The following is an 11,911-nucleotide window of genomic DNA, read 5'->3' as shown; positions in this document are numbered from 1 at the left end:
TGTTCTGCCTTGTTATTGCTGCTCTGACGTTGTAGTAATTTCTGGTTTATCAACTTGATAGCTGTAGCTATTGAGTAATGCGGATAAGTTGTTATTAACCAGATTCAGGTCGGTGATGAGGCGCTGAAATTCCAGCTTTAATGCAAGTTCATCACGAGTCGCTAATATCACATCGTTAAATTGAGCAGTGTTATTTTGGTAACCTCTCTCTGTTGCTTTCACACGTGAATCCGCTTGCGGAAGCAGAGTCGATTCGAAGCGTTCGAGACGTTGAGTCAGGTTATTTTTGTCAACAAGCAGAGCGTTGACTTTGGCGTTCATCTGTTTCAGCAAAGTATCTTTTTGTGACTGAGCTGCACCCACTTGGTATTGTGCTGCGGCTAAGTTTTTATCTTGCTTATTACCCGTAAAGAGAGGGATATCCATGGTGATGTAGGCGCTGACCAGATCCGATGCTGGCTGACCACGCATGTCGTTTGACTGACGATAGGCATACATCACTTCTACGCCGAACTGCGGAGCATAAGATTCGCGAGCAATATCGACTTGAGTACGACGTGCATCAATTGAAGAGTCCACCATTCGCACAGCGGGGTTTTGATTCAGTTGTGAATAGAAATTGCTGTTGCTAGCGGTATTTTCAATATCTTGCAGTGCACGCCAGTCCAATTGATTGGAAGCTTCAAGTTGATCTGTATTGATAAGCCAGTCTGAGCCTAACCACTCAGATAACTGAGCCTTCAAGCGTTGTTGCATCTGCTCATTTGCTTGGATTTTTTCGTCCAGTTTGGCGACTTGCAGTTGTGCATTGATTAGGTCTTGAGCTTCACTTTTACCAATTGAATAATTGGTTTGAATGAATCTTTCCATCTCGCTTAGTAGCGATCGGTTTTCAAGCAGAACTTTGTTTGCCACTTGCTGATAGCCGAGTTCAAGCCATATCTGAGTAATGGCATTCGCGACTTCAAGCTCTCTTGCTGAGACTTTAACTTCCAGCCCGCCAGCTTGCTGACTTGCTTTTCTATCGTTGAGATCGGAGGTGTCGCCACGGTTGAATTGTTGCATAAGACCAACGGAAATATTGGTCATAGGGTCTTCATCAAACGCGAAGCTGTCCGTTGGTAATCCAGTGACGCCAAATTTAAGTTTTGGGTCCATAAGGGTTGCACTAGCTTTACCCGTTTCTCGCATTGCCTGAGCTTCTGCGTAGTACTGACGGCGTGTTCCGTCATTAGAAAGTGCAGCTTCAATTAACTGCGATAGCGTTTTTTCGGATGTTGACGATACACTGCCCGCGGTTTGCTCATTTACGAGCGGTTCACCAGCGTATAGAGGTGTAGTCGTCAATACCGCTGCGCTGATAGACAGCGCCAAAAGGCATTGTTGAATTTTCACGATTTATAAATCCATCACTGAGCGCATGACGCGCACGATAATTCTTCCGCATGAATCTACGGAACCTAAATATGATTGATGGATTTAAGCGCTGGGTGGCCGTTCTAGGCTTTTTGGGGTATGGACAACATCACCGGATTTTGGCGATGTGAATAAAGCTAACGAAGTTTCTGCTGTTAACAAAACATCTGGAACAAGCAAAATAGCCGCGGCTGTAGTGCAAGTGGTGTCACAACAGTTATGAATGATGTCCTTCGACATTTCACATTGGCTGCCTATGGAGTCTTGCTCCATTTGCATTGTGTGATGCGCAGACATTTGCTGTGTTTGGCAAGCAGCAGAATAGGTTTTCATATCATGCGACATCGGGCTGGTCATCATTCCTGCACTTGAAGCAAAGCCGGACATAAGCAAGGCTGCTAATGTCAGGATTGTAATCCAAGTTGTTGAAATAATGTTTAAGCGCATGACAAACCGAATCTGGAAATTTGGCTAGAATATAAAGCTTTACCCTAGGGTAATGTCAACAACTTACATAGAATTAAATGTTTAAAGAGATGTCCGAATGGTAAAAAGTGCCTGTTTTACCGTACTATCTTCAAATCAAGTTGTCAGGCAGAAGCTTTTCAACAGTTCGAGAAACTAAAGAACAAGTAGACTGAAAATGAATGTAGAGCACTTAAAGCTGTTTGTGCGTTTGGCTTCCAGCCAAAGTATCAGTATGGCCGGGCAAGAGTTAGGTTTGTCTCCGGCTGTGGCAAGTTCGCATATCAATAAACTTGAGGAAAGCCTTGGGGTTCGCCTTGTGCATAGAACCACGCGCAAAGTCTCTATCACTGCCGAAGGACGAGCTTTTCTGCCTTACGCAGAAGAGGTACTGGCATCGGTAGAAGCCGCAAAAGGCGCGGTTGGTGTTGGTCACAGTAACCCAACTGGGACATTACGGGTTACTGCGCCTGCATCGTTTGGTCGTATGCATCTGATACCGGCAATGAACGGATTCATGCAACGCTACCCTGAACTTAATATTGAATTTCGATTTTCAGATTCGATCATCGACATGGTGGAAGGTGGCTTTGACGTGGCAATTCGAGCCGCAGAGCTAAAAGATTCATCATTGGTGGCTCGAAAACTAGCTCCGGACCGCCGCATTGTCGTTGCTTCTCCTGCGTACCTGAATCAATTTGGCGCTCCAGAAAAACCGCAAGATCTGGTCAATCATCAATGTATTAATTTGATCGGCTTAGATAACTGGACGTTTAAAACCGACGAGGGGGTTATAAGTGTTAAAACTTCAGGCCGACTTCGATGCGATAACGGCGATGCGATGCGAGATGCGACAACAGGTGGTTTGGGCATTTCCATTAACTCCATTTGGAGTGTCTATAAGCAACTAAAAAGCGGCGAGCTGGTGGAAATACTGCAAGATTACCCACTGGCGATGGAAGCGAGTATCTGGGCGGTTTATCCAAGTTCTCGTTTGATCGCGTTAAAGGTCAGAGCCTTTATCGATTACTTTTCGGAGTATTACGGTCAGCCTGCTTATTGGGAGAACGAACTTAACGAGGTGAATCCCTCTTAATCTTGTGAGTATTCTTTTGGTTTGCCTTTGGAAATGTGTGTTAACCGCAGTGACAGAAATTATTGAATGGGTTTTAGGATATTAAGGACTTAGTGATTTATCACTGGTTTTTATTTTCAACAAAATAAATAAAGTGATTATAGAAAACAAAGTATTCTCAATTTTTGACGAGTCTATATCATAAGGTCAACTCTGAGGTCCGTGACGGTTTTGATATCCAACGTACCTTTAATAATTGATGTTAAGGAGAGCAGTAATGTCTCATCAAATTATCAAAGATTTAAGCAAACGCTATACAACAAAAAAATACGATGAAGAGAAACGCATTTCTCAAGAAGATATGGCTGTGATCAAAGAAGCAATGCGTTTATCAGCATCATCAATTAACTCTCAGCCATGGAAGTTTATTGTTATTGAAAGTGATGAAGCGAAACAGCGCTTCTACAACACGTTTGCCAATAAACACCAGTTCAACCAACCACATGCAAAAACAGCTTCACACACGATTCTGCTTGCACATGATCCAAAGTTTACCAAAGAAAAATACGCTAAACGTCTGGATGCAGAAGTTACCGCAGGCCGTTTATCTCCAGAAAAATTTGATGCACGTATGGGGGCTTACGCGTTTGCAGAGATGAATACTGATGAAACGGGTAGCAACAGCAACTGGACCAAAGCTCAGGTTTACATTGCGTTGGGTAACTTGCTGCACACATTGGCTCGTCTAGGCATTGACTCTACGCCTATGGAAGGTGTTGATGCGGATCTTATTGGTGAAGAGTTCAAACAAGAACTTGAAGGTCATGTTTGTGAAGTTGCGCTGGCGATCGGTTATCACAAAGAAGATGAAGATTATAACCACGCTCTGCCAAAATCGCGTCTAGCGCTAGAAGAAGTCGTCACTACTTTGTAATTTCTACCTCTTCATTTTCCTGTCAGTGGCGAATCTTTAAATGGTTCACCACTGACCGATTACTTTCTTTCCTCTAGTGATCGTTCAAATTCCGTTTTGCTCGACAGCTCTTTATTCAGCCACTCTTTAAATGCGCCGATCCTTAATGCTCTCGAAGAGGATGGATCGCTTATTAATGAGTAACGAATCCCTGGTTTTAAGCCAATATCAAACGGTTTTACCAACAGCCCACGCTCTACAAAATCTGCAGAAATACTTTCAGTCGCAAGGCAAGCGCCGTGACCGGCGACAACCGCGTTGATGGCCATATCAAAAGTGCTTACTTCCATCCATTGTAGGCTTTCTCTTTTGGCCTTAACTTTCGCAGTGGCAAACCAGTGATCCCAACTGAATGATGCTGAGTGGAAATCAATTAACCAGCATTTTAGTAGTTGCTCAGGGCTTTCAAATTTCATCGATTGGGCGAGTTCAGGTGAGCAGTAAGGGAAGATAGCTTCTTCAAACAGAGTCTCTTGTTCCAATCCCAGATGCAGAACACTCTCTTCGCCTTGCCAAATAAGTACATCTGTTTCGGTATGTCGAATATCAATATCTTTGATGCTTTGTACTCGAATAGGAATGTGCGGATATTCCATTGTGAACTTCCATAACCTAGGCATCAGCCAACGCGTAGAAAAGGAGCGAGGAGCACTGACATTGAGCAGCCCTTCGAGTGGTTCATTCTGAATCCGATTCAATCCGGTGATGATCTGTTTAAACCCGTCATCGATATGTTTATGTAGTATTTGTCCTTTGTCGGTGAGGTGCATTTCTCGACCACGCCGAATAAACAATTTGCACTTTAGTTGCTCTTCCAGCTGACGCAGTTTCTGGCTAATTGCGGCTTGCGAAACGAACTGTTCTTCAGCCGCTTTACTGTAACTTTTCAGTCTTGCCGCTGATTCGAAATAACGAAGCGAAGAGAGATGACGTAGTCGTTTGTCCATAACCTGTACTTATAGTTCCTGTAAAAAAGCGTTGTTCGCAACGAGACTCTATTGTTCAGATAATATTCCTATCTCGAATGGACGCAAGGTCAAATTATGCAACTAATAGCGAAACTAAAAAGGGAAATAATCGATGCAACCTATATATTTAGTTGGTTTACAAAGAAACAAGCAAAACGAAACAAAGATGCGAGCACATTAAGCGAACATCTCAAAAAGGACGTTGGTCTGTCGAATGAGGTGAAAGAGTTGGAGCACTACTCGAAGTTTTTATAAGGTGAGCTAATGTTGCTTTTGCTGCTCATTTGGCGTTTCGCTAAACTCTTTCTGCAACCAAGATTTTAGGGTGACGACATTTTCGTTACGGAGCTTTTCTGGTCGACATACAAAGAAAAATTCCTGATGCGGGTTATTCACTGGTGTGCCGATTTCGACCAACATTCCGTGTTTAATATCATCACGAACAAACAAGCGATGAGTGACCAGGACACCCAGCTTACGAATCGCGGCTTGCACCGCATGAATGGAAGCGATGAAGTTAAGGTTCTTGTTTTGCTTCGGCACGGGAAGTGAATTTCCGTCGCACCAAACACTCCAGTCATGCTTTCTGCGCAGGTTTTCTGCATAAATGGCAGGATAGCGTTTTAGAAGATCAGCTGCTGTCGGATGCGTATCGAATGACTCCAGTAATTCAGGGCTGCATACCAATAGGAGTTCATCGTCCCCGAGCTTTTCACAATAGTAATCTTGCCACTCGTCAGTTTTGCCATGAAGGATCGCGACATCTACACCTTCTTGGTTTAAGTCAAATGAACCAATTAAGTTGGAAAGTCGAATATCGACGTTGGGTGCATATTGTTGGAAGTTATCGACTCGTGGTACCCACCAGTGCATCGCCAGTGAGTTGACCATATTCACCGTGATTCGGTTTGACTGAGGTTGTTGAGTGACCGATTCCGTCGCGGTGATAATTGCCTTTAATGCAGGAGCTATATCGTTGTAGTACCTCTGACCTATGGCATTGGGCTGAACCTGCCTGCCAACTCGCTGAAACAGTGGTTGACCAATTAATGATTCAAGACTTTTAACAGCTTGGCTGATTGCAGAGTGGCTTACGCTAAGTAGGCCAGCAGCTTCAGTCATACTGCCTGTCTCTGCTACAGCGACAAATGCGTAAAGAGATTTGAGTGGTGGTCGTCTATTCATATGTAAGTATTTCTAACAGGTTTGTTTAAATATATTCGTTTTTTTCTCTGTTGTCATTGCTCTACTATGAGCGCGTCAATAGGGGGAGATTATGTTGTTAAAAAATCGCGCTGTTCCTTATATGCTCATTTCCACATTCAGTATGTCGTTAACTGGGCTTGTATTAAAAAAACTTACCGAAACGATGGGCATCGAGCTCCTGACATTTCTACGATTCTTTATGCCTGCATTACTGCTTTTTGCCATAGTGGGTGTGTCCAAACTACCTTTGCCTCCTCGATCAGTCATAAAAGCCTTGATCATTCGTGGGTTGTGTATTGCGGCATGTCAGCTTTGTTTTATCGCTTCACTGAACACCTTGTCTCTTGTAGAAACAACCGTACTGTTTGCAACCGGCCCTATATTTATTGCCGTTTTGGAAAAGCTAATTTTTAAAGTAAAAATTAAGACTGAAACCAAGTTTGGCCTAGTTGCCACTTTTGCTGGTGTTTTAATGTTGGCAGGGGATGTGTCTGGAATTCAGTTCCGACCAGAATTGCTCATTGGTTTGGGTGCCGGCTTGTTCAATGCAGGATCGCAAGTAAGTTTATTTCGCGCCAGCAAAGGTGAGGTTAAAGCGTCAGTGCTCAATAGCTGGACATTTCTTATCGCAGCGGTAAGCGTGCTTCCTTTGGCGTTTATCTTTGGGTTATCTGATCTTGATACTCAGATACTGCTGGAGCCTCAAAATAATGCATTTGTATGGGTATGTTTATTGGGTCTTTCAGTAACCGTCGTGGGTAATCAAATCTTACGTTCGAAAGCTTACAAGCTGGTGGAGAGTAGCTCTCAACTAGCGCCGCTTATTTTCACTAATTTATTGTTTACGCTGATGTGGCAGGTTCTGTTTTTTGATGAAAGCTTTTTTAAACATCAGATAGTCGGAATTACGCTCATAATATTCGCGGCATTGATGAATACCTTTGCAGCCAAACTGTTTAAGTACTTCTCTCATATCAAAGCTCATCTTGTGTAGATGATTCAAAATGAAGTTTAAAGAGGCGTTATTTCATTGAAGTAACGCCTTTTGTCTTTATCAGCATTTCTTGCGATGGTTAGTTTCTAACTAACCCGTTTGCATCCCGTTCATGATAAATGTTCTAAAATGAAGGTGTAACAAACCTGTCGTTTCGCTGACTTAGTGATCTACTTTTTGACATAGTTTTCATAACTGTGACTAATATTAGAAATAATTTAACAAAAGTATTTTAACAGGCGTCGATTGGTGTAACGTTAGCTCGAAACATGGCTTAGGCATTGAAAGTTAGAGATTCATGTTTCAATACCGATAAGCAAGGCCTTCAAGAACGACTAGCGTTAAAACAGGTTTACTCAGCATGGGTAAACTGAACAAAACATAGTTAAAAGTGACAGGTTGGGAGTTTGGCTTTTTTGCAGGTTGGCCACAGTGCTAGCTTCGCAAATTGATTTTCAAGGATGTTAACAGGCTAATGCGAATATTGATTGTAGAGGATGACCGATTAATCAGTGAATCACTTGAGCAACGATTTCACGATCTTGGGCATGGCGTAGACTGTGCGTATGATGGTGCTGTTGCCTATTCACTGGTTTGCCATACTCAGTACGATTTGATTATTTTAGATTTAAATCTCCCTAATCGATCTGGTGAAGAAATTACCAAAAAGATTCGACAACGCTCAAACACTCCGATTTTGATACTGACTGCACGAAAAGAGGTTCACGATCGTATCAACTTGCTTGATCTCGGCGCTGATGATTTTTTAAGTAAACCGTTTGACTTAGGGGAGCTAGAGGCTCGCTGCCGCAGTATTGTTCGTCGCAGCCAAGGTAACGACCACAATGTAATCGAGCTAGGGAACCTAAGTTTTGATTCTGCTACTGCAACAGTACTGGTGAACGGTGAAAGTATAAAACTCAAACAGCGTGAATATCGCTTACTCGAAGTGTTTATTAGCCACCCAAACCGAGTGTTGAGTAAAGAGGAAATCATCGACCACTTATACGGTTACGACAATCCTCCCAATCATAACGCCATCGAAACTTATGTTGGTCGATTACGTAAAGCACTGGCTAGCAGCAATGTAGAGATTAAAACTCTACGTGGTCTGGGTTATGTGTTGGCTGTGCAATCATAATGTTTGGTCTATCTATTTCAACACGCTCGCTCCGCTTCCAACTATTTGCCTATTCTGCAAGCGCTTTGCTGTTTATTGGCTTGATTTCAATGCTGGCGGTAAAGCGCTATGCCTATGAAACAGCGCAATTTATCTTTGATAGTCCTCTAGCTAACGCCGCCTTACAAATATTGGAAGAAGTGGGCCTTGAAGGTGATGAGCTAAGTGTTGATCTACCATTTTCCGCATTCAGTGGGCTTTCTGATTCTCCGCGAGACAAAGTTTTTTACTTGATCACAACCAAACAAAAAGAGTTTGTGACCGGATACGAGTCTTTATTGCTTGAAGATATCGTGACGTCTCAAATCGATTCGAACCCTTTGAGATTGGAAGTCGTGCCTCATTTCTTTGATTTGAAGTTTAAACAACAGCATGTGCGATTTTCCTTGGTTGGCCGAGTCATCAATACGAGGCAGGGACCGCATCATGTCTATGTGTTAGTGGGGCAAACAACAGAAGCGAGAAAGCAGTGGGAGCAGCAATTATCCAGTGCAGCGATTAAGCTCATTCTCGGAGTCGTTATCTGTACCGTGATCGTCATTATTATTTTGATCATTCAGGTCTTGAAGCCAATAAAAAGTATCAATAAAAAAATTGCCCAGAGGTCAAACATTGACCTGACGCCAATAGACGTGGAGGGGCCAGAAGAGGTGATGCATCTGGTCAAAACGATAAATAGCTTCATGTTTCAGTTGGATGAAACCTTAGTTAACTTGAAAAACTTTACCAGTGAAGCGGCGCATCAGTTAAAGACACCGCTTGCGGGAATGAGGTCTCAGGTTGAACTGATATTGAGTAGAGACAGTTCTCCTCAAACGGCTCAATCGTTAAAACGCGTATTGGAAGCTTGCGGAATTTTGGAACGCACAATCGAACAACTTTTGAATCATGCCACGATTAAACACCGTTTTCGTAGCGTAGAACCCACGATTAACAACATTAACAAACTTGTACAATCGGTATGCAGAGAGCTTGCTATCAATGCACTAAAAAGAAATATAAGTCTAAGCTTCCAGCAAAGCGGTAAATACCAAATTAAAGGGGATGAGTTTGCATTAAAGCAAATGCTTTCCAACTTAATAGAGAATGCGATTAAGTATTCGCCTGATGGGAGCGTGGTAGAAGTTGAAGTTGGTCTGAGAGGAACCAAAGCCATTATATTGATAAGAGACTTTGGCATTGGAATTAAAGATAAAGATAAGCCACACGTATTTGAACGCTTTTACCGAACTTCAGAAAATATCCATTCTGGTACTGGCTTAGGGATGAGCATTGCCGCTGATGTGGCTGAAAAATACCACGCTCGACTGGTTTTGCGTGACACTGAGCCACAAGGACTAACTGTCGAAATACAATTTCCCTACCGGAAATGGGAGGAAATTCAATGATTAATTTTCGTTCTGTATATTTATTTATTGTGTTTTTTCTAGGGGCTTCTAATGCCTTAGCAACCGATAACTCCCCTAAAACACTCCGTGTTTTTGGTGCAGCGTATCAGGAGGAGATGCAACCATTACTTGACGATTTCTCTATGCGTAACCCCAATATAGAGATTGAATATCAATGGATGAGCAGTGAAGTTCTGGACAATTACATACGCGAGCAGAAAGAACCACAGCCTGATATCACTATTAGTTCGGTGATGCATTTACAGATTGGTTTAGTGAACGATGGTTATTCTCTCGAACACAGAAGGGAGATTAAAAGTGGGGAAAGTTATCCTCCTGCATTACCTGAATGGAGCCAATGGCGCGATGAACTCTTTGGCTTTAGTTTTGAACCAGCGGTTATTGCATTCAATAGTTCGTTTATAGAAGGCAAACAAGTTCCTACCAATCGTATTGAACTGTTGTCGTTTATTCGACGTCATAGTGATGAGCTTATGGGACAAATTGGTCTTTACGACATTCGTACTGTAGGGATTGGGTATTTATTCTGGTCTTTTGAACGTCAACAAGCGCGGAACTATGGGCAGTTTTTAGAGCTGTTCAACTCCCATAATGCACGCACATTCGGCAGCTCGCGAGCAATGTTGGATGCGCTAAGCCGAGGTGAGATTTCTATGGCTTATAACATATTGGGTTCTTATGCGCGTAGTTGGCAAAAGCTAAACGATAACGTCACCATCACGACTATGAAGGATTACACACCTGTGATCATTCGAACCGCCCTGATCAATAAAACGACTGAGAATGAACTCGAAGCAAAAAGATTTATTGATTATCTGCTTTCATCTTCTGGTCAGTGGGTGATGGCTGAACAAACGAATATGCCATCGATACGTTCTGATATTAATATCGTCAATTCTGCTTCATATATGCGAGAGCAGTATGCAGAAGAGCTGAAACCTATGCCTTTAGATGTTCGCCTGCTTGTATTTACTGACAAAAGTAAGCGTCAGATAGTGACTACCGAATGGGAGAACGCGCTGAAAAACTATGACTGACATTGCGTTAAGTGATTTTGCTATGTGACGAGTCAGTGATTTGACAGGTTCATTTTGTAGCTTGATACCACCACTTTTGGGACTTGAAAGTGGAAATAATGGTAAAGGAGCTAAAAATGACACAACCTCAATATATTCCTTGCATGCTTATCCGCGGCGGCACTTCAAAAGGTGCCTATTTACTCGCAAGTGACCTTCCTCAATCGCCAGAAGCCAGAGATCAATTGTTGATCAAAATTATGGGCTCTGGCGACGTACAGCAAATTAACGGCATTGGTGGTGGTACAACTTTAACCAGTAAAGTTGCGATCATTTCGCCATCCCAATCCAGTGACGCTGAAATAGACTATCTCTTTGCTCAGGTAGGTGTTGAAAATAAAACTGTTGATACCAAACCTTCCTGCGGAAACATATTGTCAGGCGTCGTTGCGTTCGCCTCAGAAAAAGGCCTAGTTGAACTCGGTGACGGTTCGACGACGATACGCGTTAAAAATATCAACACCAATACTATTATTGAAGTAACAGCAGAAACGCCGAATAAGAAACTCAAAATTGATGGCACCACTTCAATTGATGGAGTACCGGGTACAGGATCGCCAGTATTACTCAACTTTTTAGATGTCGGTGGATCAAAAACGGGCAAATTATTTCCAACAGGGCTTCTTAAAGAAGACATTAACGGTATTGAAGTGACTTGTATTGATGCCGCCGTTCCCATGGTTCATATCCCAGCCAGTGCCCTAGGCTTAGTTGGTAACGAAACCAAACTGGAGATAGACAGTAACGATGAACTGCTCAAAAAAATCGAGTCAATTCGTATCATAGCTGGTGAAAAAATGGGTTTAGGGGATGTAAGCGGCAGCGTTATTCCAAAAGTCTCGATTGTTTCTCCTCCTCATGGTGTTGGTAGTATCACTTCTCGCTATCTGGTTCCACATAACTGTCATGCAAGCCATGCAGTCACTGGTGCTATCTGTGTTGGCGCTGCTAGTTTGATTGAAGGAACGGTTACTCATCAGCAAGCCAAAGATCCTTCTTCGTTGGTGGTCATTGAACATCCGAGCGGAAAAATTGATGTCAAAATCACTTTGCTCGAAGGGGAGTTTGAGCCTGTTATTGCTCAAGCGGCGTTAGTTAGAACGGCAAGACCACTATTTAAAGGGGATGTTTACGTTGCCTAGAGTATGC

Annotated in this window: 11 protein-coding genes; 7 read left to right on the top strand and 4 right to left on the bottom strand. The window is 42.8% G+C overall.

The window, feature by feature from the left end; translation table 11 throughout:
• Positions 1-12 precede the first annotated feature (12 nt).
• The gene (locus tag P4S58_RS18240) at positions 13-1,395 is read right to left on the bottom strand and encodes a TolC family protein (RefSeq protein ID WP_430525085.1); all 1,383 of its coding nucleotides are present in this window, start codon (positions 1,393-1,395) and stop codon (positions 13-15) included.
• An 84-nt stretch (positions 1,396-1,479) separates the two neighbouring features.
• Positions 1,480-1,863, bottom strand: coding sequence for a hypothetical protein (locus P4S58_RS18235; protein WP_337165075.1), 384 nt, complete (start codon positions 1,861-1,863; stop codon positions 1,480-1,482).
• A 196-nt stretch (positions 1,864-2,059) separates the two neighbouring features.
• Between P4S58_RS18235 and P4S58_RS18230 the strand changes: the two genes are divergently transcribed.
• Positions 2,060-2,977 (top strand): LysR family transcriptional regulator, encoded by a 918-nt coding sequence (locus P4S58_RS18230; RefSeq protein ID WP_042483332.1) that lies wholly within the window; start codon positions 2,060-2,062, stop codon positions 2,975-2,977.
• A gap of 256 nt (positions 2,978-3,233) precedes the next feature.
• Entirely contained in the window at positions 3,234-3,890 is a 657-nt protein-coding gene (locus tag P4S58_RS18225; protein ID WP_102986151.1) for a nitroreductase family protein, read from the top strand.
• A gap of 59 nt (positions 3,891-3,949) precedes the next feature.
• Here P4S58_RS18225 and P4S58_RS18220 read toward each other — a convergent pair whose 3' ends face one another.
• On the bottom strand, positions 3,950-4,876 hold the full coding sequence (locus P4S58_RS18220; RefSeq protein ID WP_102966765.1) for a LysR substrate-binding domain-containing protein: 927 nt from the start codon (positions 4,874-4,876) through the stop codon (positions 3,950-3,952).
• A 282-nt stretch (positions 4,877-5,158) separates the two neighbouring features.
• Positions 5,159-6,082, bottom strand: a complete 924-nt coding sequence (locus tag P4S58_RS18215; RefSeq protein ID WP_337165073.1) for a LysR substrate-binding domain-containing protein — start codon at positions 6,080-6,082, stop codon at positions 5,159-5,161.
• Between the two features lie 91 nt (positions 6,083-6,173).
• On the opposite strand from P4S58_RS18215, the gene P4S58_RS18210 reads away from it, so the two are divergent.
• The 5 genes from P4S58_RS18210 to P4S58_RS18190 all read left to right on the top strand — a co-directional run bounded on the left by P4S58_RS18210 (position 6,174) and on the right by P4S58_RS18190 (position 11,904).
• Positions 6,174-7,097 carry a DMT family transporter gene (locus P4S58_RS18210; protein WP_337165071.1) on the top strand — a complete coding sequence of 308 codons (924 nt, stop codon included), beginning with the start codon at positions 6,174-6,176 and terminating at the stop codon, positions 7,095-7,097.
• Between the two features lie 475 nt (positions 7,098-7,572).
• Positions 7,573-8,238 carry a response regulator transcription factor gene (locus P4S58_RS18205; protein ID WP_102954488.1) on the top strand — a complete coding sequence of 222 codons (666 nt, stop codon included), beginning with the start codon at positions 7,573-7,575 and terminating at the stop codon, positions 8,236-8,238.
• A complete protein-coding gene (locus P4S58_RS18200; protein WP_337165069.1) occupies positions 8,238-9,665 on the top strand; it encodes a sensor histidine kinase in 1,428 nt (475 codons plus the stop codon). The genes P4S58_RS18205 and P4S58_RS18200 overlap by 1 nt, the downstream gene beginning before the upstream one ends.
• Complete coding sequence (locus tag P4S58_RS18195) at positions 9,662-10,723, top strand: ABC transporter substrate-binding protein (RefSeq protein WP_337165068.1); 1,062 nt, start codon at positions 9,662-9,664, stop codon at positions 10,721-10,723. The genes P4S58_RS18200 and P4S58_RS18195 overlap by 4 nt, the downstream gene beginning before the upstream one ends.
• 116 nt (positions 10,724-10,839) lie before the next feature.
• The gene (locus tag P4S58_RS18190) at positions 10,840-11,904 is read left to right on the top strand and encodes a 4-oxalomesaconate tautomerase (RefSeq protein WP_337165067.1); all 1,065 of its coding nucleotides are present in this window, start codon (positions 10,840-10,842) and stop codon (positions 11,902-11,904) included.
• Positions 11,905-11,911 lie beyond the last annotated feature (7 nt).

The organism is Vibrio sp. Hal054 (assembly GCF_037162405.1).
In the GTDB taxonomy this organism is placed as follows: Bacteria; Pseudomonadota; Gammaproteobacteria; order Enterobacterales; family Vibrionaceae; genus Vibrio; species Vibrio diazotrophicus.
Note: the sequence above shows the minus strand (reverse complement) of the source record. Positions and strands in the feature narration are given on the sequence as shown.

Coding starts and splice junctions, on each gene's coding strand:
- P4S58_RS18225 (WP_102986151.1), top strand. CDS start 3,234: ATGTCTCATCAAATTATCAAAGATTTAAGCAAACGCTATACAACAAAA.
- P4S58_RS18205 (WP_102954488.1), top strand. CDS start 7,573: ATGCGAATATTGATTGTAGAGGATGACCGATTAATCAGTGAATCACTT.
- P4S58_RS18210 (WP_337165071.1), top strand. CDS start 6,174: ATGTTGTTAAAAAATCGCGCTGTTCCTTATATGCTCATTTCCACATTC.
- P4S58_RS18220 (WP_102966765.1), bottom strand. CDS start 4,876: ATGGACAAACGACTACGTCATCTCTCTTCGCTTCGTTATTTCGAATCA.
- P4S58_RS18235 (WP_337165075.1), bottom strand. CDS start 1,863: ATGCGCTTAAACATTATTTCAACAACTTGGATTACAATCCTGACATTA.
- P4S58_RS18190 (WP_337165067.1), top strand. CDS start 10,840: ATGACACAACCTCAATATATTCCTTGCATGCTTATCCGCGGCGGCACT.
- P4S58_RS18215 (WP_337165073.1), bottom strand. CDS start 6,082: ATGAATAGACGACCACCACTCAAATCTCTTTACGCATTTGTCGCTGTA.
- P4S58_RS18195 (WP_337165068.1), top strand. CDS start 9,662: ATGATTAATTTTCGTTCTGTATATTTATTTATTGTGTTTTTTCTAGGG.
- P4S58_RS18230 (WP_042483332.1), top strand. CDS start 2,060: ATGAATGTAGAGCACTTAAAGCTGTTTGTGCGTTTGGCTTCCAGCCAA.
- P4S58_RS18200 (WP_337165069.1), top strand. CDS start 8,238: ATGTTTGGTCTATCTATTTCAACACGCTCGCTCCGCTTCCAACTATTT.